Genomic DNA, 24882 nt, shown 5'->3' with positions numbered 1-24882 from the left:
AATTATAGGTAAATTAATCAGACCTTAGCTAGTAAACACATCGACAGAGCTAAGTTATCTTTTTATATTCATTTGGTAACTTACCGTAGTACTTTTTAAACATATCGCTAAACTGTCTGACATTATTATAGCCGACGTTTTCAGCTATCTCATAAATATACATATTTGTGTTTAGCAGCAAATTTAAAGACTTCCTCATCCGAATGTCTGTTAGATACTTTTTGAAATTGACCTTCGTATGTTTCTTAAAGAAGCTACTAAAATAATACGCGTTCATATGAAAAAGGGAAGCCATGCTTTCTAATGTTATATTTTCATTATAGTGTTGATTAATATGCTCTTTCACACGTCTAATTTGCACATGCTCATCGTTAAGGGCAAGCTTTAAGTCATTAATGTAAGTGTTGACAAGCTCAATACTATAGTTTTGTAAGTCAACGAAAGTACCTGTTTGATTTAGACTGTTTAACAACGTATTATTATCTGTTACATGATCGCGTGTAAGTCCAACTTGTAATAATTCTTCTTGTAATTCACTAATGACGGTAAACGTAATACTAATACCTACACGTTTATTACCATTAGCAACGGTGCGAACCCAGTTAAAAAAAGCAGTGCAAGCAGCAGCTTGTTCTTGCTGATTAAAACTGATGACGGCATTAAATAATTGCTGTCGTTGACCTGTCAAGGTTTCACTTGTTACACCAGTCGTTTCATTACGTTTAGGCAGCGCCGTAATAATTTGTTGTGGTGCAACAAAGTAATAAAGGTCTGCCTTTTTAACAGCTGAACAATAGGATTGACTAAGTGCCTCAGCACCACGAACTTTATCACCAATGCCGATAATGACGCGAACATTTAAATCCTTAAACAACCTGTCCTTTAGCTTTTCACAGTTTTCTAACAAAGCATTCATATCCGAAAAATTAACTAAACAGCAATGTTCGAATTCATAGTAATTTAAGAGCATGCCTTGTAGCTCATTACTAAGGAAGGTTTCAAGATAATTCTTTACAGAAAAGAGTAGCAACCGGCTTTCATTCTCCTTAAAAATGCTTTGCTGAGACAGCTTTTCAACAGTGTCCTCAACCCGTATACAAAGAATAGCAGCGTAAGATAATCGATAGCTGGTAATCAGTTGTTCAAAGTCTGCTTTGAAAAAGGCCGAAAGCTCACCACTCTTGACGTATTCGTAAAGTGACTTAGCTACCTTTGCTTGCTGTGCATGAGCCTTATACTGTTTTAATTCTTGCTTTTGCTTATGGTTGCTCTCCTCTTCACTTAGTAGCTGGCTTACTTCTTTAATTCTAAGAATGAGCTCTTCTTGTTGAATCGGTTTTACAATGTAGTCTATTGCTTGATAAGCAATTGCCTTCTGAGCATACTTGAAATCCTGATAGGCACTAACAAAGATAACTTTTTGATCCAATCCAGCTTGCCTAAGTTTTTTAATATACTCAGTGCCAGTTAATTTCGGCATTGAGATATCGGTAATGACTAAATCAGGATTGTTTTCCTTTGTGATTTGCCACAGTTGCTCACCATTATTTGCCTCTCCGACAATTTCAATCGGTGTATCCATTTTAGCGATCATGTTTTTAATTCCTTTTAAAATAATCGGTTCATCATCAGCTATTACTAACCTAAGCATGTTATCTCCCTCACTTTTTTGGTAAGCAATCAATTTTTTAAAAAAATGGGTTTCTACTCAAATTATATCACCAGCAATCTGACGTAAGCGTGGTTTTTTTAATAATTATCTGTGGTTTTTTTAGCAATCAAGCTTACGACGTGTCTTGGAAGTAGCAAGTAACAACCAGTGCTTTAGTGTCCTAGCATCTTCTAAAAATTGATCGACAGAATCACTTTTGACAAATTCTAAAAAAAAGTACCTTGACTCATCTCTTCCCAAAAGGGCATTGAGGTATTTAAACCATTCCGCTTCACCTTCCTTAAGCGCTTTTCTGATTTGCGATGCTTGCCAATGAAAAACATGAATGTGCGCTAACCATTGATAAGTCTGCTGAATACTTGCTAGCTTCTGCTCTACCGTTAAGTTAAGCGCTGGCTGCCAATACAACCTAACATTTGGATGATTAATCTCCTTCATTAATAGAGCTGCACTTTCAGCTGTATCGGTTAATGTGTGGTCATGGTACTCAATATGAATAGTAATGCCATAATACGCCGCGTAAGTAGCGACTTTAATTGCATCTTGAACAATAAGATTCCGCTCAAGATAAGTTGTATGATTACTTGCTACATTCCCTGCCCAAACTCTTATTGAAGGCGCTTTTAAACAAAGTGCTGTTTCAAGTATCGGCTTAAACGAGTTGGATTGTCCTAATCTGTAATACGATCCATAAGAAGCAATTCTTATCCCGCTCTCCTTTGTCAAACGCTGTACTTCGCTAGCCCACGTTTGATTGTCAGGTGGAACATGCCTGTCTCCTCCCCATTCAACAACTCCGATCCCGGCCCTTCTCATTAATTGCAATATCTCGGTAACCTCCTTATCACGGAAGGTTACCGAGCATAATCCAATTGTTCCACTCATAGTTTTTATCACCTCCATTCTCGCCTGTGGCAACCTACTAATCGTAATATTTCGGAGCCATAGGCGAGTTGTTTATCACTTCTTAAATGATGAAAAAAATGGACAAGTTATTCTTGTCCACTTTTTTTAATACATTTATCTGATTAAAGTGAATTGTTTTCAATTTCTACAATATCTTGGGCTAACACGTTGCATCCCGTTATCAAGTATGAATCTCTTGAATCAGGACGCAAAGCACGTAGCCTGATCCTACTTAATACGAGGCGATCTACATGTCGAATATCAAAAAAAGTTGTTCGACTCCAGTTTGGAAAATAGTTTTCTGAAACCTGTTCTGGATGATCATAACGCATATCCCATACTTGTGGATATTGCTTATCTACAGCGGTAGCGGTAACGCCACCAATACTAGTGTACATCAGTTGATTCATTGTTAAATCTTGAATTGGATAATCCGTATTTGCATCAACTCTAATACCATTGAAGGAGGGCTCACCCATTACATCATCTGTAAATCGATAATGCGTATTAGTCATTTCTTCGTCGTCAGTCATCATAATATCTGAAAAATGAATCCGCGCCATTGTGCCAATCTCTGGTACCTTCGTTAACCCGACAGACGATCCAATCCGATCAAGACGATTATTTAGTAGCACGAAGATCGGACGCCTAACATTGCGCATCACTAGACCCTTCACCATAATATCGGTAATTTGCCCCCCTTCCGTACATTCAATTTTCACACCTTCACGCCAGACATTTTCAAAGGTACAGTTACTAATTGTTACATTGGAGATTGTGCCAATTGACTTTAAGCCAATTCTAATAGCTGCACAAATTGATGTGAAATAGCAGTTAGTAATATGGACATGACGCATCGGGTAAGCGGTACTACTTGATTGCAGGCAGAGATTATCATCAGTTCCTTTAATTTTACAATTGGTGATAAATACATATTGACAGCCGTCAAAGTCTAATCCGTCGCCATTATAGCGCTTGCTATTATTAATATCTAAATTTTCACACCAAATATTCTCACTATCAAGAAATGCTGTCGTCCAAGCGGTTGAATTATGCAAACGTAGGTCCTTTAAATGAATATGTTGACAGCGTAAAAAGCGGACCATCATCGGTCGGTAAATACTTCCCTCATTTGGGAAAGCTTCTGCATTGCCATCAATACGACCTAAACCAATTAAACCGATATTCATAGCATCCTCTGCATAGATAAGACATTTATCCATTTCGGTCTCGTTTACGTAGCGATTATAATGGACATGGTCAGGATAATCTGAGATATCCGGATTGGCTAGAATAGTAGCTGAGGCATCTATGTGTAAGTAAACGTTAGATTTAAGAAAGACTGTTCCCATGACAAACGTGCCCTGCGCAAATGCAACCTGCCCACCACCATGCTCGTGACAGTAATCAATAGTTGCTTGAATCGCGACGGTATCAACCGTTTGACCATCTCCTTTAGCACCAAATTCGGTAACTTTGTATAATGCCATTCTATTCCTTCCTTTCTTTTAGCAAGCTGTTTACGACTAAGCGTTCATTACTCAACTTTCGCATACTAAAAATAGTCATCAAGGCTTGAGCAAGTTTAGCTGAACCTTACTATGTTGATGCGAAAGCTGGGTTAATTACTTAACTTAATTTGCTCTTGTGCCAGTATTAAGCATCCGATAATACCAGCGTTGTCCCCTAAGGCAGGCGCGACAACATAGCTAGCTAAATCTGGTAAGCTAATATAAGTTTGATTTAACTTATCGACCTGAGCTTGGATAAGGTGATACAATTGCTTTTGCTTCATAACCCCTCCACCAAGAATTATTCTCTCGGGCCGATGGAGGAGCGAATAGTTGTAAACCGCTTGCGCTAAGTAAAACGCTTCAAGCTCCCAAACTTCCTGATTTAGAGTAAGTTCTTGGGCTTTTTTTTGATAGCGCGCTGAAATAGCTGATCCAGAAGCTAGCCCTTCTAAGCAACCTTTGTGAAAAGGGCAGATACCATCAAAATAATCTCCTTCATGTTTAGCGACAAAGATATGGCCCATCTCTGCATGGCCGATGCCTTCTTTAATAACACCTTCACTAACGAAGCCACCCCCAATGCCCGTGCCCACCGTTAGGTAAATAGAGTGCTCAACATCCTGTGCACTACCATTTTTGGCTTCACCATAAGCAGCGGCATTTACATCTGTTGTCCAAGCAACTGGAATTGAATAACGCTTTTTAACTGCACCTAGGAAGTCAAATGATGACCAGCCCTGTTTTGGTGTTGACAAGATCTGTCCGTATTGTGCTGAGGAGGGATTACTATCAATTGGACCAAATGAGCCAATCCCCATTGCAGTCAGCTTAAATTGATCAAAAAATTGATACACCTGTGCCATCGTTTCTTCCGGCTGTGTTGTTGCAATGGAAACACGTTCGGCTATGCTTTGTCCATCTGAACTTATCGCACAAACAAATTTAGTCCCACCAGCCTCTATTGCACCATAAACCATATTACCCCATCTCCTTAACGTACAAATGATCGCCCATTACCTGTTTACTTCTCAACTATCTAAATTGTATCCATAGGCTTCTAATTGTGTTAAGGCAGGAAAAGGTGAGGGGTCATCTGCCTTAATTAATTGCTGAAGTTCAAGCCAGCTAACATGCTTAACTTCTTCGATGCTATGAAACTGAGGATCTTTGCTTTTAGCTAAACTAATTTTTTCTTGAGAACCATCAGAGAAAATTACCGTAACCTGTGTCCAATAACTGTCATGTGGAAAGTCCGCCCTTAAGGTAAGCGCTAGTTTATTCAACTTAACCAACCGGCCAAAATCAATTCTGATCTTAGCATCCTGTTGCTGATTAATTCCCCAAGATTGATAAGGGTAAGGACCATGATCCTCATTAGCAAACACACCATCAATTGCATTTCTAGCAAAGAAGGTTGAATCGTTTCTGGTTTCAACATTTGCTGTTGCATGTGGATAAGCACCTGATTCCTGCTTTTGATCATGGGCATTAAGTGCTAAATTCTGATAGTTAGCCTGTTCATCCACTGTTGCTTCACGAATTGTCAAGTAGTGTCTAGTGCCAGCAAAAACCTTGCTTGAGTATGCTTCACGCGCTTTTTCGTCAATTGGAATGCTGTAAGTCCACGTCTTATTCGGCACATAAATTAAAGAAGGGAGTAAAGCTTCGTCTAACTGGGCAACGAGATATCGGTTCGACTGATTAAGCTCAATCTGAACTTTATCGCCCTCTTGATATGGAGCTAAATAATCTAAAAAGACGCGTTGTGCGGCAGTTTTAGTTTTTAAAATTTGATTATTCTTGTCAATTACTTGAATCGTAATCACGTTCATCACTCCTCAATTTTTACGTCATCCTTATAATGAAAAAATTCAAAATCGGCATATTGCTGACCATTAGCAATATCTTGGGCACACATGCCGACATATGCGCCGGTAAAACCAAGTTTGCCACTGAATGCATCACCAAGCTGACCAAAATTGAAAGTAGGTCCAATTGGCTGCCATTCGCTGATCTTAGTGGCAAAGAAGAACTGGACGCGATCCAGTCTAATTGTGAGTTTTAAATAACATATTGTCAGGTCATCAAGCGCTACTCTACTGTCGAAATCTTCATAGTACTGTCCTTTTTCATGCCAAATAACATTAATATGCTTGCCAATGTCCTCGTCATAGCTTAGACGCAAGTAAAAGAGATCGTCCTCATCAAATAAGCAGATTAAACCAGCCATATGATTAAAACTGGTTGGCTCAAACAGAACAGCCGTCTCTACGTCGCAATAAAAATGCTGGACTTTCCGAGCAACAACACTTTGATCATACAACGAAGTTAATGATTCACGCCCTCTCAATCTTAAGAAGCCCGGACGTTTTGTTAAGCTTAACCAGTCTTCACTTGCGGGTACGCGCAAAGTATGGAAGTGGAGTGCAAGCTCCGATTGACCAAAATCATCATAGCTTGCCAAGCTCGTTCGCGTAGATTTCGGAAGATCGGGTTCAGGAATACGTGCCAATGGCAGCTGACTATCCCCGGCTAACCGCAACCAATTATCTTCAGACCAGTAGCATTTTTGAATAGCTGTTTCTCTACCTAGTGGACACATCTTGTCTGGTAAAGGTCTCGCACATAGATATGCCATATACCATTCCCCTGATTGCGTTTGAATAAGGGAACCATGACCAGCCTTCTGAATGGGATGATCTGGGTTGTGACGCGCCGTCAAAAGTGGTGAGCTAGGATCAAGCTGATAAGTCCCACCAATTGTCTCTGCTCGTGCAACTGTGACAGAATGATTAAAACCAGTTCCACCTTCAGCCAACAACATATAGTAATAGCCATTATACTTATATAGATTTGAACCTTCAGTAACCCAATTATCTTTCCCCTCAATAATTTTCTTAATTGGGCCAATAAGCTTACCTTTTTCCTCATTAAATTCCTGTAAGAGTATGCCATCAAACTTTCGATTTGGTCGCCTAAAGTTCCAGCACATATTAATTAGCCATTTACGGCCGTCATCATCATGAAATAAGGCTGGATCAAAGCCACTACTATTAAGATAGGTTGGTTCAGACCATGGTCCAGTAATTTCCTGTGCTGTGACGAGATAATTATGGGTATCCTTATAGACACCTTTTCTATTCTTCACATCAGTATAAACCAAATAAAAAGTTCCTTGATCATAACTAAGATTAGGAGCCCAGACTCCGCCCGAGCTAACTGTTCCCCGTAAATCTAATTGTGACTGTCTGTCTAGAACATTCGCACAAATTCGCCAATTAACTAGATCGGTAGAATGATGAATTTGCACCCCCGGATACCATTCAAAGGTAGAGGTAGCAATGTAATAATCGTCTCCAACTCGAATGAATGAGGGATCTGGGTTAAATCCGCGAATAATTGGATTATCTAACATAATAATCATCCTTCTCTATGGAAAAGTACTTTACCAAATATATAAGTCTTCATTGCTTAATTTAAGAATAGCTTCGATAAAAAAGTAATCACCATAGATGATTGACGTATGATGTTCGGATGCATGATAGGCTGCTGTCCCATGGGTAACCATGCAATCATTAGCTTTAGTCCAATCTGTTCGTTGTTGGTCTAAAGTCTTTAATAACTTGATCGCAGCATTGTAATACATAGCTTGCTCAAAGTCGGGAACATGCCTGACTAGTTCTAGCAAGGCACATGAAGCAATTGCCGCAGCTGTACTGTCTTCAATAAGAGGCTCTTTTGGTTGTCTAAAATCAACCGGAATAAGCCCCGTTTCGGGTAGGTTAGCCATAAAATAATGGGCTGTTTGTTTAGCAGCATTTAAGTAACGTTCATCTTTAGTATGAATATAGCTCATAATAAAGCCATACATTGCCCATGTTTGTCCTCTCGACCATGATGAACCTTGCTCATAACCTTGCCCACCATGAGTCGTAACAACACCACCAACAAAAGGATCGAACTCGACAATATGATTAACTGAGCCATCTGGTCTGATAAAAGCCGGGATTGCAGTGTCAGCGTGTTTGATGGCAATTTGCTTGAAGCGAGGATCACCTGTTTCTTCAGATGCCCAATACAGTAATGGTAAATTAAGCATACAATCAATAATGCCCCATCCTCTCGTATCATGGTTATCATGGTTATCCCAAGCTCTAATAAATTCGCCTACAGGATTATAGCGCCCTGCAAGTAAGTTGGCAGCATGTAACGCACGTTTTCTTGAGGTCTTATTCCCTGTTAAACGATAATTTGCCACACTAGTTGGAAGCCACATAAAACCCACATCGTGATGTAAGCCATGAAATTTTTCAAAACAACTATCTAATTGCTGCTCTGAGAATTCAGCAACGCCTTTATATTTCTCATCCTTGGTGAGGTGATAAAGCTGCCACATCATGCCGCCCCAGAACCCATTAGTCCACCAGTTTATGCCATCATCTGGTGATCCGTTTGGATTATCGACAATGCGATTATCATGCTCACCATCAATAGTTGTATAGGGTATTTTCTTTTTCGACTTCTCACTAACCCATGACATTTTGTCAACAATCTTTTGCTTAACACTTTCTTGCCATGCTTTATCTTGATTTTTCAACATGTTATCAGCATCCTTTTTCTTAAGTTTTGTATTTGGAACTTCTGTCATCATTTCTGAAATTCATTTATCTAAGTATTTTTTTCTGTATGCACAACTCGCCACTTAGTTACAAGATAACGCTCTGATTCAAACTGTCCAGCTCTTTCTAATTGCCCACCCGAATTAGCATTCCAATGCAAAATAACTTGATTGCTTTGCTTATTTTTATACGCTAAGCTTTCGCCGTCATCTTCATGTAAAGAAAAAGGTTGCGCCTGAGCGCCATAAACGTTTACAACCAATTCAAATACTGTTTGGTCTGTAACATATTGAACCGGCTTGGCTAATGGTAGCAGTGTATTTTCTTTCACATAGATAGGCGGCTGACCGAGCTTTGGCTTAATCGTTAGTGTTTGATTGCCTTCAAGTAGCTCATTAGTCCAGAAATCGTACCAGCTACCTGTAGGTAAATAGACTTCTCTTTTCGTTTGATCTGATATAAGCGGGGCAATAAGTAGATTAGCGCCCATCATATATTGGTCATCCACTGTGAATGTCTGCGGATCATCCGGATAATCCATAACTAAAGCTCGGAATGGCGGTGTTCCTTCTTCATAGTAGCTAGAAAAAGCGGCATACAAGTATGGAATTAACGACATTCTAAATTTAAACAAGTGTTTACAGATAGCCCGTGTTTCTTCATATCCTTTGTCAAATTCACCGTTGACGTTCTTCTCAAGATCTACCTGTAGCCAAGGCAGATTGGGTAAGCGCCAACAATTTAATAATGCCATTGGCGATAAAATAACCGCTTCAATCCGTCTTATTAAATCCTCTGGCGAGGAGGCATCTCGTACCTCAGGAGTCCAAAGTAAACCGGAGAACCCGGAATTAACAACGCCCCTAATAAAATCACGATGGTTATACAAGTCACTATAGAGTACAAATGGGTATGGGCTTGCTAAAGCGCCCGATGCTCTGACCTGTGACCATGTTCTTTTTCCTATTTGTTCAAAGGGGCGTTCAATTGTATCTTGATAAAGTAACCCAATCTGGTTATGCATTTGCTCCCCATCTAACCCAGATGGAAAGTAGCTAAGATCAGGGAATGACCAGTTAGAATGAACAAAATCAGAGCTATCGCATTCATCTAGCTTAAATCCAGAAATCCCTTTATTAACAAATGTTTTCAGATGATAATTTGCAAACTGATTTTTTGCTTCTTCCACTGCTAAATCCGGAACTAGTCCTTGCCAAACTTCAAAATCACCAGAGAAAGGTTTAAGTCCTTGGTACATCGGTGAAGTAGGATGGACAAAAATGTGCTCCCACAGATTCACCTTATAATGTTGCTTAGTTAACGTATCAATCATGCTTTGATAATTCGGATAACGATTATTATCCCATACAAATGACGCCGAATAGGCTTTTGTTTGCCAGCCCGGTTCAAAGCCAAATACATCAACCGGCATTTCACTTTGCCGCAGTTCTTCAGCTAAACGCTTAATATCCTTACTGTTAGCAGCACTGTAGGCTCGATACCACATCCCTAACCCCCAGAGAGGTGGTAACGTTCCACCTCCAGAAAACAGGTTGTAGCGCTTCACTGCACTTAATAGGTCCGGACCCTCGAATATGTAGATATCAATCCCCTTAGCAGCTGGAATATCAACTAATACTTGGCGATCCCCCTCTGTTTTTTCGTATCCATATAACTCAATTTCTGACGTCCCTACTTTATGAACCTCATTTGCCCGCCCTTCTGACTCACCTTTTTTTAGATTTGTACCGGTATAAAATGTACAGTACCGCAGCGTATCGACTAACACACCGTACCCAGCATTGGAAACGTAAAATGGTACTGGTGCATGACTATCACCTGTATCCGCAATTGGGTCACTATTTACACGAATATGCTTTTTGCGACCAGTGTGATTCATCCGATGTAGCTGCAAGCCAAATCCGTAAATCTGTTCATCTGCTTGTAACGGTAATTCGACTTTTAATCCTCTGGATGTTTGCGCCACTTTAATGTCAGCTTGATTAATTGGCGCCTGATTCGCTGATGCTAAATTTTCTATATTCTCACTTATTGGTTTGTTCCGCATTTTTATTGGAGTATGTAGCTCTGTTTCACCATGGCAATAACGCCATACTCCTTTTACCACTTGATGCATAAGCACCCTCCGTTCAGCTGTTAAGATTCAGATATTTATAGGTTCTCTTTTAACCACATGATAGCAGTGTCCCCTTTGACCTCATGTCGCCCCTCAAAAAATTCATAAGCAAAACTTGCTTGCTCCACCTCTTGGCGGTAAACATTTTCAAGAAAAGCAACCGCTTCTTTTGTACTTGCGATTGGAAAAATAGGATCATTGATACCGCTCTCAATAAATAATGGGCGTGGAGCTATACAACTAAGAAGTTCTGGTAATTCACCCACGGCTAAAATATCGGGCAGATAATTATCAATACAGTGCTGCGAAGCCAAGATGCTGCCTTTAAAGGTATTGGTAAAACCCGTTAATACGGTGGCTTGAATACGTTTATCTAAAATAGAACTATAACCAGCAACTAGCCCACCTCCAGAAAAGCCCATTATGCCAATTCGACTTTGATCAACGTCATTAAACTGCTTGATAATGTCAAGCAATCGAGTAATCTCATAAACACGCAAACCCGCTAGCGTAATACCACTGAGCATGAGCGCTCGTGTCAGCTTATCACACGAAGATGAGCGCTGTTCAGTTAGATCCTGCTTGAGCATTCGCCCACCAATTCCAATTAATTCAGGAGCAATTACTTTAAAACCTTGGTTAACTAATTTAATAGCAAATTGATTATGAATCCCTCCATTGGTGTCGTCCTCATATCCTTCAGCCGTTAAACCAACCACCTCTTTATTGCCATAACCGTGGCCATGCAAGGCGATCACAGTCGGGAGCTGTTCACTATCCAGAGCGTTGTCAGGTGTTAAGATGTATGCATTTGCCTCAAGTGCATTTGCAGTTAAATAGCGTATTCGCTTTCGAGAAAAGCCATTAAAGTTCTGTTCTTCCTCACAATCTGTTAGTAACTCTGGTTGATTGATTAGCTCTTTAGGTAGGAAGCCTAACCGTTGCTGCAACCCTTTTATCAGCTGCTCCTTTGTTCGGTGAGAAGCTGACTTATTTTTATACAGAGCTACCTTCTCGGCATAAAGTATTTCAAGAAATTGATTTAGTGCATTGTCCATTTTCACCCACCCTTTATTACAGATTAATAGTTAGTTAAAGGCACAATTCGTTCAGAGGCCGTACTTTGGTTATACCTTTAAATGCATGGCTGCGGTGCTAACACCTAGTGGATGATAAAGTAAACCCCACTGATTGATTCTTACGTTATCTACACTCAGATCGCTCTCCATTCAACATAATCGAATAACAAATGCATTTCAATGTCGTTTTTTAAGCGTTATGTGCAGGATTTTTAGTTCTTTAACCTGGATGTCCTTCTGAATGCGTATGGCAAGTAAACGTTAAGATTCCGTTTGTTAAATTAAACTGGTCAAGCGGTTCACTATTTACTCGGACGTGATTAATTGGTTGAGTAACAGTCAATTGTGTTTGAATTACTGGTTGACCGTGGAAATTCAAGTCAAAGACATGAAATAGAGCTAGCTTAAAGTGTATATATGCAATAAAATATTATGAACACGCTTTCAAAAAACTGTTATCTATTTTTCTCCTGACAGGTCTTCTTTTAACTACTTTACCTTAAGTCACTCCCCAGCCTCAAGCATTGTGTCATGTTTTTTCCGGTTTATTCATATGTATAATTGTTATAAAAAATGAAAGGAGTAATGACATGAATGAGCAATCACCAACTTTAGTAAGTACGATTGATACTTATGTCTATCAAACGCTTCAATCACTTGAGTGCGCATCAGTTATTGTTCAAACTACACAAGGATCAGTAACTGGACAGCTTCAAGCAGTTATGCCTGATCACATTGTTGTAGAGTCAGGTGGCTCACCTTTTTATATTCGTATTCAACAAATTGTTTGGATTATTCCACAGTCTTAAGGGGGCGACTTTATTGTGTTTAAGCGAGAGAATAAGCTGTTAATTGCCTTACCCATTCCTGAACATGGTGATCCAAATGCAGCGGCTGCAGTTCAAGAATTGCTAGGCGGAAAATTTGGCGAAATGTCAACATTAAATAATTATATGTATCAATCTTTCAATTTTAGAAGAAAGGATAAGCTTAAACCATTTTATGATTTGGTAGCTAGCATAACCGCAGAGGAGTTTGGTCATGTTGAGCTCGTCTCAACTGCAATAAACTTACTTTCTCGAGGCAATACTTTTGATACGGGCGATCCTGATGTAACGCCATTAAGAGCAGGGAAAGATAGTCGCAATACGTACCAATTTATTGCGACAGCGCAAACTGCTTTAGCTGGCGATTCAATGGGCAATCCTTGGCGAGGTGATTATGTATTTAATAGCGGAAACTTAGTCCTTGATCTCCTCCACAATTTCTTTTTAGAAGTTGGAGCAAGAACCCATAAAATGCGTGTTTACGAAATGACAGAACACGAAACTGCCCGAGAAATGATCGGCTACTTATTAGTAAGAGGTGGAACACATGTGCTTGCCTATGCAAAAGCACTTGAAATCGCCACTGGTGTTGATGTCAAAAAAATGATCCCAATCCCTGATCTATCAAATAGTAAGTTTGATCACGCTCGGAAATTTGAAGAACAAGGTCTTAACAATGTTCTCTATACATGGAATGATGTTGGTGATTACACAGATATTAAGCAAATCTGGAAAGGAAACAATCCTGAGAACGGTGAGCAGCTGTTTGTACAACAAGGAACACCAAAAGGCGCGCCCATCCCAAACTTAGATGATTTGCCAGAGGAATTTGCTCCAGGAATAGATCGGGACGATTATGAGCGCATTGCGAGACGGTTAATGGAAAACATGTAGAATTGCCACTGAGCGAACGCACTTAGTCGTTCGCTTTTTTAATTAGCTAAGAAATTAGTGGTAATATTCCACTAGCTAACAATTTAACGTTATTACCTCGTTGCCGTGGCGTGATTCCTTTATCTCAGTTGCTTCGTTCCAGTCGCTTCATTGTTTATCGGGTGCTTCAGCCTTTGTTCATCACACTGCTTAAGCCATTCAGTAACACGGGTAATGCTGTTTCGATAAGCGTTTCCGCATGAATTGATTTACTCTTTTTCCACTCATCCACCACACCATATAAAGCCCAACTCACCATTACCGTAGCCAGTTTAAGCTTTTCAGCAGGTAAATCCGGGTTATCTTTTTGTAACAGCTGATAAAATTGGTTTGATAGCTCGCGCTTAACTGTTGTCTCAATTGAAGAGTAATGAATATCGAAATTTTTTTTGCATTGTTTAGCTAATTCTTCATGAAAATGGATAATAGATAGAAACACGTCTTTTAAGCTCGCTTCATTTAATGCTTGATATTGTGTAAACCGATTAATGACGTGCAGCATCAAGTCCTCTTCAAGAGCCTGTTCAATTAAGTCATATTTATCTTTAAAATGATAATAAAAAGTCGCACGATTTATGGTCGCACGTTCAGTAATGTTTTTAATCGTAATCGAATTAAAAGACTTAGTGGCAGATAATTCAGCAAATGCATTCATAATTAATTTGCGTGTACGAATAATTCTCGGGTCTGTTTTTCTTTTCAATTTACTAACCTCTTTTTCGACATATTAGTTAATCTGTTGTTTATCCGATACATATCTAAAATTATTGGTTGTCTTGAATTAAAAATATTATTACACTACAAATTATACAATACTTGACTAACAATTGAATTAATATGCTCAATAATAGACAAGTAACCTGTAAAAAAATAATATTTCTGGGGGACTTACACATGAATTTATTAGTTGTTAAAGCAAACAACCGACCTGCTGATCAAGCAGTTAGCTCGAAGATGTATGAAGCATTCATTGAGGAAGTTACTGCAAATAATAATGTGAATGTAACAACATACGATGTATATGAAGAAAACACTCCTTATATTGGCCAAGAGTTGTTTACCGGTGCTTTCAAATTAGAGGCTCATGAACAATTAACAGACGAAGAACAACAATTGTTTGATGCTGTTCAGAAAGCGCGTGATCTATTCACTAATGCTGATGCAGTTGCCTTCGTTTTCCCATTATGGAATTTAACCATTCCAGCTAAATTACAAACATTTGTTGATTATGTCTTCTCTGCTGGTTATACATTCAAGTATGACACAGAAGGAAATATGGTTCAATTAATGCCAGAGAAAAAAATTATTCTATTGAATGCGCGTGGTGGCGTATACTCTGCCCCAGAATTAGCACCAATGGAAATGGCTGTAAATTACATGCGCACATCATTTAATGGTGTACTTGGTATGGAAATCATTGATGAAGTCATTATTGAAGGACATAATTCACAGCCAGATAAAGCTGCTGAAATTATCGCTGAAGGTATTGAAAAGGTCAAATCAGTTGCGAAGAAGCTTGGCAACTAATTAACTATAGGCATGGTAAAGCAAGCATGGTGAATGTATCGATCACTATGCTTGCTTTTTTTTGCGTTTATTAGCGTTCTCTTATACTCTACGTTATAAACTTCTAAACGAATCATTATTTATTAATACATCTTTTTCTCTCTAAATACAATACTACAGATACCCTTACGTGAGTTAGGCAGTGATCTTGCAATTGCTCGGCAGGTTTCTAAACGTCAAAAATAGGGTACTCATTATTATCCAAGCTAAGGAGGAAAAAACAGTGCTTCAATTTAATGATGTTCAAAAAAAGTATAAAGATGGAACAGAAGCGATAAAATCGCTTAATCTTACGATAAATAAAGGGGAATTCTTTGTACTAATTGGTCCTAGTGGTTGTGGAAAGACGACAACACTTAAAACAATTAATCGGCTAATTCCCATTAGTGGTGGGACCATTCTGATCGATGGAAAGAAAATAAGTAGTTACAATATTAATGAATTGCGGTGGAACATTGGTTATGTCCTGCAACAGATTGCGCTATTTCCTCATATGACAATTGAAGAAAATATAGCAATTGTGCCTGAATTAAAAAAATGGTCAACAACAAAAATTAGCAATCGTATTACTGAATTGTTGGAAATGGTCGGGCTTGATCCAGATACATACAGGAATCGGAAGCCTCATGAACTATCAGGTGGCGAGCAGCAAAGAATTGGTGTTATTAGAGCACTAGCTGCCGATCCTGATATTATCCTAATGGATGAACCATTTAGTGCGCTTGATCCAATTAGTCGTGAGAAAATTCAAGATGATTTGGTAAAACTACAGAAAGAAATTAACAAGACGATTGTCTTTGTTACCCATGATATGAATGAAGCCATTAAATTAGCTGATCGCATGTGTCTAATGAAAAATGGTGAAATTGTCCAATTGGGTACACCAACTGAAATTATTGAAAATCCAGTAGACGATTTTGTTGAAGATTTTATTAGTAGTGTTAAGCAACGTGAGGAAATTAGCATTGAGCAATTAATAAAACCTATTGATATGAATGAAATAGATCGCTTTCCAAGCTACGCCCCGGACACACCACTGGCAACAATTATTTCAATTTTAGCTGAGCACAAGGCCATTGTCGTTAAAGAGGAAGACAATGTATTTGGCAAAATTGAGCGTGTCACTTTAATGGATGCTTTATCTGCTCAATATGTAACGGAGGACGTTTAACATGAATGAACTTTTAACCGCTTTTCAACAGAGACAGAGTCAATTATATCAAGCACTGTTTGAACATATTCAGATTTCATTTACAGCCCTGTTGTTTGCTGTGCTTATCTCAATTCCATTGGGTATTTATTTAACAAGAAAACAAAAGCTGGCTGAAGGTATTATTGGCTTAAGCGCTGTAATGCAAACCATCCCTTCACTAGCTTTACTTGGCTTATTCATTCCACTTTTTGGGATCGGAACCTTGCCAGCTGTTATTGCACTGGTTATTTACGCTCTGCTCCCAATACTACGGAATACTTACACAGGTATTAAAGAGGTTGATCCCTCACTTAAGGAAGCCGCTATGGCTATGGGAATGAATACACGAAAGCGTTTGTTAAAAGTCGAGCTTCCCCTTGCCATGCCAGTCATTATGGCTGGTATTCGAACAGCCATGGTTTTAATTGTTGGAACAGCCACACTAGCAGCTTTAATCGGAGCCGGAGGACTTGGCGATATTATTTTGTTAGGAATTGACCGGAACAACACCGCCTTAATTATTTTAGGTGCCATTCCAGCTGCATTACTGGCATTATTCTTTGATTTTTTACTAAGACAGTTGGAGAAATTAAATTATAAGCAGTCGCTAATGACAATCGGCGGTATAGTAGTGATTGCCATTGTAATTGCTATTATTCCTGCCATTATCCGAAGCCAGCAAAATACACTTGTTATTGGGGGCAAGTTAGGTACAGAGCCAGAAATTCTTGTTCACATGTATAAAGAATTAATTGAACAAGATTCGGATTTCGTTGTTGAAGTAAGACCAGGTCTTGGTCGAACATCCTTTCTTTTTAGCGCTCTAGAAAATGAAGATATTGATATTTATCCAGAGTTTACTGGAACTGTTATTAGTGAGTTCTTAAACGAAACCGCAGTAAGCAATGATCGTGACGAGGTTTATAGTCAAGCACGGGATGGATTGTTAGAACAATTTAATTTAGCCCTGCTGGAACCTATGCAATTTAATAACACCTATGCTTTAGCAGTGCCTAATTCATTTGCTGAGGAACGTGAGCTAGAGTTAATTTCTGATTTAGAGCGGGTCGTAAGCGACATTTCTGCTGGCTTTACGCTTGAATTCTCCGATCGCGAAGATGGTTATCTTGGCATTCAATCATTGTATGAGCTTGAGTTTCCGAATATGCAAACCATGGAACCAAGCTTACGCTATACAGCAGTCGAGCAAGGTGATATTAACTTAATTGATGCCTATTCGACAGACAGTGAAATTGAACGCTTTGACCTGTTTGTGCTAGAAGATGATTTAGAACTCTTCCCGCCATATCAAGGAGCGCCACTAATGCGGCAAGAAACAGCGGAAGCGTATCCGGAACTCGTTGACATCTTAAATCAACTTAGTGGATTAATCTCAGATGATGAAATGAGAGAAATGAACTATCAGGTTGCCGAAGAAGGTGTTAGTGCTGAAGAGGTAGCAAAAACCTTCTTACGTGAAGAAGGCTTACTAGATTAATGAGGTTAACTTCAAATCATACAATAAATAACACCATGAAAAGAAGGATGCAAATCAGCACCCTTCTTTTTTCGTCTATTTATTATTGAATCTCTCGGCACCAACCACTGTGCCCCGTTTGATGTAATTTAGCTAAGTCGATACCAAATTCAAGATAGCTATTGGGATAGGCTGCTAATTCATCTGCAATTCTTTGAGAAGGTAGAAGTGAGTAATTAACTACCTTCTCCAATTGCCCTCGAACAATTGATTGATAAAAACCTGCTTCGGTATCAAGAAAGTCAGCTAACTTAAACATTTCATTAAGGATTTGCTTAGCCCAATCCTGCGCTAATATTGCAGAATTATTAGCTAGCGTAAGCTTTAGGGTAGGCTTCCGACCAAATAGAGCAATATATTCATGGTTTTCATTAGCCAATGATTGCTGCTTTTCTGTTAGCTGTTCATCATTAATTAATAGGCAATAAAGCAGAAATAGATGGACAAAGTGAATCGTGTCACGCTGGATTCCATATCTATCAAACGGATCAATATCTAGGGTACGGATCTCTAAATATCCTATCCCTCTTTTCATAATAGCATCAAGCTGTGTTTTCCCACCTTTAACCTTTTGCTTTATTCGAATCGGTGCATAAAACTCACTCTCATTCTGAATGATATTATAATTAAGCTGGACTTGTTTCCCATTCCTCATCATACCAAGCTTAGCAAAATGCGCTGATGGGGTTGCTAATAAACGCTTAACATCTTTCTGATAATCGGCTAAGTGATTGTATGAGACCTGATAGCACGCCTCAACTTCATTTGAATAACCATATCGACTTGCCCGCAACGACGTCGCATATTTATTAAACTTTTCCTTCTCAACTTTTAAATCACATTGATAATTAAGCTTCTTTTGCATCTCACTGTCGTAGCTGGAATCCGCTACTGGTGAAGCACCAAATAAGTAAATCAATAACCACCTGTGTTTAATAAATTGTCGGCTAACCCGAAGATAAAGATTATTACTAAACGTTACAAAGCTCGACGACGCTCCTGACCTTAAGTAAAGGTATTGAATCAGCTCTTGACTAAACGAAAAATTATAATGAATGCCTGAGATCATTTGTAGCCTTTTCCCATATCTTAAAGCTAATCCACGCCGATATATCTCTTTCTGGATCCCTTCGTCAGTCTCGGGGAAAACTGCGATTGGAATATCTTCCTCATCTGGCAATCTAGGTGGCATACTAAATGGCCAAAGCAGTTCGTCGCCTATTTCAGTTTCAGCATAAGCTTGAATTTCAGCTAGCTCCCTTAGGGCAAGTTCTGGTGACGGATGAGGCGCTGTAACAAACTCAAGCTGATTCTCGGAAAAATCAACGGTAATTTGCTTGTTGGTTAATTTATTACCAAAAGAGATCGGATGGGGCAATTCTGATATATAACCTATCTCAGTGGTCCGCTGTGTTTCTCGCTCAATTCCCCACAGACCCTTTAATAATAACTGTTTTGAACGTCGATCTGGAAACTGCTTTATTAGCTGGTGCTCATTTAAGCAAGTCATTTCATTCCTCCTCACCGAACAACATGCTCAGTATTCACTTATACTTTTTTATAGTTTATGTAAAGGCTACTTGTCTCATTTTAAATGCAAATCATTTTAATAGTCAAAAACCACTTTAGGCGTGAACAAACGGAACTTTATCACTAATGGTGAAATACCCTTTTTTTACAAACCTAAAACAAAAGAAACCCTATTCAGTAGTAGAGCAAGGTTTCTTTCGTTAATTATAATGTCCAGTATTGCTGACTCGCAAACTGTTTCATGCACCCTTTTAAATCAATAAACAAAGTATGCTCATTTTTACACAATGATTGAAAGCTCTCTTCTATTGCGCTGACTAACTGTTGATGTGGCGAGATTAACATAACTATGTCAGCAGCAGGGAGTGAAGCAACTGTTTGATTTCGTTCACCTGTTAATTTTTCCAGTTCTTGATCATCAATCAACGGATCACAAATGGAGAGTCTTACATTGCGTTCCTGAAGTTTCTTGATAACTTCAATCGCTTTAGCGTTTCTAAGGTCACCTACATTTTCTTTAAAGGCAACACCAAGAATATTTACGTGAAGGTCACTTAATTCAATTTGATTGTTTGCCGCAAAGGAAAAAACCTGATTAGCAACAATGGTAACCATGTATTCATTAATTTGTCTTGCTTTTTTTATTAAATAGGGATTGTACCCTACCTGCTCTGCTTTCCAAATTAAATAGTAAGGATCTACACTAATACAATGACCACCAACTAAACCCGGGTTTAATGAAATAAAATTCCATTTAGTACTTGCCGCCTCGATAACCTCCTGAGTATCAATACCTAAATGCTGAAAAATTTGCGAAAGTTCATTCATATAGGCAATATTAATATCGCGCTGCGTATTTTCAACAACCTTTGCAGCCTCAGCTACTTTAATCGAATTGGCAACAAATACTGGAGCATCCAAAACACTTTGGTATAGTGCTTCAACTGCCTGAGCAGTAGCAAGATCATAGCCTGAGACAATTTTGCTAATTGTCTTAAACGTATTTTCTTTATCGCCGGGATTAATCCGTTCTGGGGAGTATCCAATTGAAAAGGCCTTACCTACCTCAAGCCCTGAATTTTTTTCTAACAATGGTAAGCAAATTTCTTCTGTTGCGCCAGGGAAAACGGTTGATTCGTAGATGACAATTGCACCACGCTTCATGTGTTTCCCGACTTCAATTGAAGCTTCTTCTAGATAGTTAAGATCTGGCTGTTGTGCTGCATTTATTGGAGTAGGGACTGCAATAATTATATAGTCACACCTATTTAGTAAAGCTGGTGAGTTTACAAACTGACAGGATGTCTGGATAACAGCCTCATCACCTACCTCATTGGTATAATCAATCCCATTCTTTAGACTAGCAATTTTTTGCGGGTTACAATCATAACCAATCGCTTGATACTTCTCTGCAAAAGCTATGATTGCTGGTAAACCAACATAGCCCAGCCCTACCATTCCCACAACTGGTCTACTATCTTGTAACTTATCTCTATCGCCCATTACCCTAGTTCCCTTCCTAATTATTAAATCTATTATTTTATATGTGTAGCAGCATTATGGTGTTCGCTAACCACTATAAAAAAGGCATTTCCATTATCTTTACGTAACAAGGCGACAGGACCAAGATACAAGCCGTATCTGATATTGAACCATGCACATATGTTAATGAGAGATTTATTAAGGAAGGAGCACATAAGTAAATGATTGAATTACTAAATTTACAAAAGCAATACGCCACAATTGAAGGTGAACTAATTGACAGCTTTACAAATGTACTAAAAAGCGGCCAATATATTCTAGGCCCTTATGTTCAGCAGTTAGAACTAGAAATTGCCAAAAAAATTGGTGTTAAAGAAGCTATCGGGGTTGCCAGTGGAACTGACGCACTTATCTTAACACTTTCAGCTTATAACATTGGAGCTGGCGATGAGGTTATTACCACACCTTTTACGTTCATTGCAACAGCAGAAGCAATTGCCCAAGTTGGTGCTACTCCAATATTTGTTGATATTGATCCAACTACTGGACTGATCGATGTGTCGAAAATTGAGCAAGCCATTACTGAGCGGACAAAGGCTATTATACCCGTGCATATCTTTGGCCAGCCAGCTGATATGGATGAAATTAATCACATTGCAACAACACATAACCTTGTTGTTATAGAGGATGCCTGCCAAGCATTCGGTGCCACATATGTTAATAAGTATGCCGGGAACTTAGCAAATGCCGGCTGTTTTTCCTTTTTTCCTACTAAGAATCTCGGTGGAATTGGTGACGGCGGCATCATTACAACCAATGATCAAGCGTTAGCAAAAAAAATTCGTGTATTAAGAGTACACGGTAGTGCAAAAAAGTATTTTCATGATGAATTGGGCTTTAACAGCCGACTTGATGCTGTTCAAGCTGCTATCATTCTAGTATCTCTTCAGCACATTGACAGCTGGAACAAAACCCGTAGAGACCTTGCTAGCAATTATATAGAAGCAATTGACAAGATTGAGCAAATAGATGCAATCATTGAAAAGGAGGATCGGAAGCATGTATACCATCTGTTCAGTATAAGAAGCAAACAACGCAATCACATCATGCAATTCTTGGCTGAAAGTGGTATTCGCACAGCCGTATACTACCCTTGTTGCCTACATCTTCAGCCTGCTTTCAAATATCTCGGTCATCAAGTCGGTCATTTCCCAAATGCTGAGCAATTATCTAATGAAATCTTTTCGATTCCTCTGCACCCCTTCCTAACAACAAAAGAACAAAATGTTATTTTACATGCTCTTCGTAAGTCGGTAAAGAAATGAAAGCATTAAAAATAGCTATTGTTGGTTGTGGATTTATAGCTCAGAAGCATATTGAAACGCTAAATCGGCTCTCGGACTCTTTTGAGATACAGGCATTAGTCGATCACGATACCTTAAAACTTGAGAATGCTAAACAATTATTAGCAGATCAAGAAGGCGTTCTCCTCTATCAAGATTATAATGATATGTTAAATACAGAAGATATAGACATTGTGCTAATTACGACGCCATCATTTTTACATGGACAGATGGCGCTTGATGCAATCGAGGCTGGCAAGCATGTTATGGTCGAGAAGCCATTAGCACTCTCTTCAAAGGAAATAGCTTTAATAAGTGAAGGCGCTTTGAAAAAAAGCAAAAAGGTTTTAGTTTGTCATCAAATGCGTTATCGACCACTGTTCCGCAAACTAAAAAATTTAACCCGTAATGAGCAAATTTTAGGTAAACCATTAATGGCATCTGCTTCCATATTAATTAACCGACCAAAAAGCTATTATGATCAAGCAGCTTGGAAAGGCACCTGGCTCTATGACGGAGGGATGCTTATTAATCAAGGGCTTCATGTCATTGATTTATTAATCTGGCTTTTTGGTGATCTAGATTGGATTTATGGTAAATCAGTCAATTGCACGCCTTGGAAGGAAACTGATGATGTAGCGTTAGGTATGATGAAATTCAACAACGGGGCCGTGGGGAATTTGGCAGCTACTATCCAGACAAAGCCACACAACATCGGCTATCGACTAGACTTAATTTATAGTCATGCCACCTTTTCAATCAGTGGTAACGCCTTAAATCAATTGGATCATTTTTTTATAGAAAATCAACCCTTTACTTCTTCTAAATTAGATGCGCTTGTTAATGATCTTGACGATCGTTATTACATGTATCAAGATTTCTACCAATCACTAACAGATGATCGTCATCAATCAGTTATTGATTTGCAAGGTGCTAAGAAGGTAATAGACGTTATTAACGGCTTTTATCAATCTGATCAAGCGAATCAAATACTAAAATTCTCTTAATTAATTCCCCCAAAAAAAATAGTGAAAAAAGGATGAGGAAAATGATTAGCAGTCAAGCTCAAATAGGTGAAAATGTAACCTTTGGAAAGGGAGTCATTATTGAGCATGATGCTATTATTGGTAATAACGTAAAAATTGGTCATTATTCAATAATAGAAACAGGTACGATTATTGGCGATAATTGCTTAATCGGTAGCCATGTCAAGCTTGGAAAATCAACCGCAAGAAATGCAAATATGATTTCAAATAAAGATGAAGAAATCTTTCCACTAACGATTGGTAATGAAGTCATCATTAGCGATCATTGCGTTCTTTATCATAGTACTATTATTAACAATCAGGTCTTTATTGGTGATTTAGCAAGTATTCGTGAACAAGTTGTGGTGGGAAAGAACAGTGTAATTGGACGACAAGCCATTATCGAAAACCAAACTCAAATTGGTAAACAGGTTACCATTCAAACAGGTAGCTATATTACTGCTAATATGATTATTGAAGATGAGGTGTTTATTGGTCCTTGTTGTTCTACTTCGAATGATAAATATATGAAATCTGGCGGTAAGAACTTAAAAGGGCCAATTATAAAAAAAGGAGCTAAACTTGGCAATCATGCAACTTTGCTCCCTAATATTACAATTGGAGAGTTTGCAATTATTGGCGCTGGAGCTATTGTCGTAAAAGATGTTAACGCACGCGAAACAATAATTGGCGTTGCGGGTAAATTACTTGATAAATAATGATTCCGCCTTTACAGTACGTTCACATATTTTTCAAAAATGGACTAAGCTTCTCAGATAATCGCCTTTTCCAAACATTCACTTCCACATAGTATATGTTGAGCTAGCATTCTAGTAAATCTAGTTCTAGCTCAACTATATGAGAGGAGGAAAGTCGATCATGTCTATACAAAACTTGATCGTAAACGGCGGATTTGAAACAGGTGATCTAACTGGCTGGACGTTTGTTAACACAAACGTACTTGCTACCCAATCACATTCGGGGCTCTACTCTGCAAGGTTTGCAAACAGTACTGTTCCGGCTTTTATTTCGCAAACGGTCGAAGCTAGCCCAGGAGACAGCTTTGAATTTATCGCATCTTTTGCTAAATTCACTACACCACCTAGTCCAATTATCGAAATTGAATTATTATATTTAGATGCAGCCGATAACGTAATTGGTACTGGATTGGATTTCATTATTCAGTATGATACCCTACCACTTGTTGTCGATGATAATTGGAACGAAATTTATCAAACAACTACAGCTGCACCTACAGGTACGACTCAAGCTCAGCTTACCATTCGTAAACCAAGTAGTGCACTTAACACTCCATTTATATTCATTGACGATGTGGCTCTATTAAGCGCAGACGGAGGAGGTGGGGCTACTGGATCGACTGGTGCAACAGGGCCGACTGGACCTACAGGGCCGACTGGACCTACAGGACCGACTGGACCGACGGGCATTGGCGTCACTGGACCGACCGGGGCAACTGGGGCGACTGGACCGACGGGCGCAACTGGGGCAACTGGGGTTAC

General features: G+C 38.9%; 21 protein-coding genes. 9 read left to right on the top strand and 12 right to left on the bottom strand.

The features are described from left to right. Positions 1-49 precede the first annotated feature (49 nt). From BM000_RS12655 to BM000_RS12615, 9 genes are all read right to left on the bottom strand, one after another. The gene (locus BM000_RS12655; protein WP_091499054.1) at positions 50-1651 is read right to left on the bottom strand and encodes a response regulator transcription factor; all 1602 of its coding nucleotides are present in this window, start codon (positions 1649-1651) and stop codon (positions 50-52) included. A 120-nt stretch (positions 1652-1771) separates the two neighbouring features. Further along, positions 1772-2557, bottom strand: coding sequence for a sugar phosphate isomerase/epimerase family protein (locus tag BM000_RS12650; RefSeq protein ID WP_091499050.1), 786 nt, complete (start codon positions 2555-2557; stop codon positions 1772-1774). Between the two features lie 143 nt (positions 2558-2700). Continuing rightward, entirely contained in the window at positions 2701-4068 is a 1368-nt protein-coding gene (locus BM000_RS12645) for a glycoside hydrolase family 28 protein (RefSeq protein WP_091499043.1), read from the bottom strand. 131 nt (positions 4069-4199) lie between these two features. Then, positions 4200-5069, bottom strand: coding sequence for an ROK family protein (locus BM000_RS12640; protein ID WP_091499041.1), 870 nt, complete (start codon positions 5067-5069; stop codon positions 4200-4202). 51 nt (positions 5070-5120) lie between these two features. Further along, on the bottom strand, positions 5121-5918 hold the full coding sequence (locus tag BM000_RS12635; protein ID WP_245751666.1) for a hypothetical protein: 798 nt from the start codon (positions 5916-5918) through the stop codon (positions 5121-5123). Positions 5919-5923: 5 nt separating this feature from the next. Further along, a complete protein-coding gene (locus BM000_RS12630) occupies positions 5924-7507 on the bottom strand; it encodes a glycoside hydrolase family 43 protein (protein ID WP_091499035.1) in 1584 nt (527 codons plus the stop codon). 30 nt (positions 7508-7537) lie between these two features. Continuing rightward, positions 7538-8692: a glycoside hydrolase family protein gene (locus BM000_RS12625; RefSeq protein ID WP_091499027.1), complete on the bottom strand. Its 1155-nt coding sequence runs from the start codon at positions 8690-8692 to the stop codon at positions 7538-7540. Positions 8693-8760: 68 nt separating this feature from the next. After that, a complete protein-coding gene (locus BM000_RS12620) occupies positions 8761-10848 on the bottom strand; it encodes a glycoside hydrolase family 31 protein (RefSeq protein WP_091499026.1) in 2088 nt (695 codons plus the stop codon). Positions 10849-10883: 35 nt separating this feature from the next. After that, positions 10884-11906 carry a dienelactone hydrolase family protein gene (locus tag BM000_RS12615; protein WP_091499024.1) on the bottom strand — a complete coding sequence of 341 codons (1023 nt, stop codon included), beginning with the start codon at positions 11904-11906 and terminating at the stop codon, positions 10884-10886. 611 nt (positions 11907-12517) lie between these two features. Here BM000_RS12615 and BM000_RS12610 point away from each other — a divergent pair. Both BM000_RS12610 and BM000_RS12605 read left to right on the top strand, forming a co-directional pair. Beyond that, the gene (locus BM000_RS12610) at positions 12518-12736 is read left to right on the top strand and encodes a YuzF family protein (protein WP_091499022.1); all 219 of its coding nucleotides are present in this window, start codon (positions 12518-12520) and stop codon (positions 12734-12736) included. Between the two features lie 15 nt (positions 12737-12751). Further along, on the top strand, positions 12752-13648 hold the full coding sequence (locus tag BM000_RS12605; protein WP_091499019.1) for a manganese catalase family protein: 897 nt from the start codon (positions 12752-12754) through the stop codon (positions 13646-13648). Between the two features lie 166 nt (positions 13649-13814). On the opposite strand, the gene BM000_RS12600 is transcribed toward BM000_RS12605, so the two are convergent. Beyond that, positions 13815-14390 (bottom strand): TetR/AcrR family transcriptional regulator, encoded by a 576-nt coding sequence (locus BM000_RS12600; RefSeq protein ID WP_091499013.1) that lies wholly within the window; start codon positions 14388-14390, stop codon positions 13815-13817. A gap of 191 nt (positions 14391-14581) precedes the next feature. Here BM000_RS12600 and BM000_RS12595 point away from each other — a divergent pair, with 191 nt between their 5' ends. The 3 genes from BM000_RS12595 to BM000_RS12585 all read left to right on the top strand — a co-directional run bounded on the left by BM000_RS12595 (position 14582) and on the right by BM000_RS12585 (position 17943). Further along, a complete protein-coding gene (locus BM000_RS12595; protein ID WP_091499011.1) occupies positions 14582-15214 on the top strand; it encodes an FMN-dependent NADH-azoreductase in 633 nt (210 codons plus the stop codon). Between the two features lie 262 nt (positions 15215-15476). Next, on the top strand, positions 15477-16424 hold the full coding sequence (locus BM000_RS12590) for an ABC transporter ATP-binding protein (protein WP_091499008.1): 948 nt from the start codon (positions 15477-15479) through the stop codon (positions 16422-16424). Between the two features lies 1 nt (position 16425). After that, a complete protein-coding gene (locus tag BM000_RS12585; protein ID WP_091499005.1) occupies positions 16426-17943 on the top strand; it encodes an ABC transporter permease/substrate-binding protein in 1518 nt (505 codons plus the stop codon). An 82-nt stretch (positions 17944-18025) separates the two neighbouring features. On the opposite strand, the gene BM000_RS12580 is transcribed toward BM000_RS12585, so the two are convergent. Both BM000_RS12580 and BM000_RS12575 read right to left on the bottom strand, forming a co-directional pair. Next, positions 18026-19492, bottom strand: coding sequence for a glutamate--cysteine ligase (locus BM000_RS12580; protein ID WP_091499003.1), 1467 nt, complete (start codon positions 19490-19492; stop codon positions 18026-18028). A 224-nt stretch (positions 19493-19716) separates the two neighbouring features. After that, positions 19717-21015 (bottom strand): nucleotide sugar dehydrogenase, encoded by a 1299-nt coding sequence (locus BM000_RS12575; RefSeq protein ID WP_091499002.1) that lies wholly within the window; start codon positions 21013-21015, stop codon positions 19717-19719. Between the two features lie 200 nt (positions 21016-21215). On the opposite strand from BM000_RS12575, the gene BM000_RS12570 reads away from it, so the two are divergent. From BM000_RS12570 to BM000_RS16675, 4 genes are all read left to right on the top strand, one after another. Beyond that, entirely contained in the window at positions 21216-22319 is a 1104-nt protein-coding gene (locus tag BM000_RS12570; RefSeq protein WP_091499001.1) for a DegT/DnrJ/EryC1/StrS family aminotransferase, read from the top strand. Beyond that, positions 22316-23344: a Gfo/Idh/MocA family protein gene (locus BM000_RS12565; protein WP_091498998.1), complete on the top strand. Its 1029-nt coding sequence runs from the start codon at positions 22316-22318 to the stop codon at positions 23342-23344. Before BM000_RS12570 ends, BM000_RS12565 begins: the two co-directional genes overlap by 4 nt. A gap of 41 nt (positions 23345-23385) precedes the next feature. After that, positions 23386-24081 (top strand): N-acetyltransferase, encoded by a 696-nt coding sequence (locus BM000_RS12560; protein ID WP_091498994.1) that lies wholly within the window; start codon positions 23386-23388, stop codon positions 24079-24081. Between the two features lie 160 nt (positions 24082-24241). Continuing rightward, the coding region (locus tag BM000_RS16675; protein WP_177178300.1) for an NTTRR-F1 domain at positions 24242-24882 on the top strand (641 nt) is incomplete at its 3' end.

This window comes from Amphibacillus marinus (genome assembly GCF_900110345.1).
Taxonomy (GTDB): Bacteria; Bacillota; Bacilli; order Bacillales; family Amphibacillaceae; genus Amphibacillus_D; species Amphibacillus_D marinus.
The sequence above is the reverse complement of the archived record's forward strand: the minus strand, read 5'-3'. Positions and strand labels throughout refer to the sequence as shown.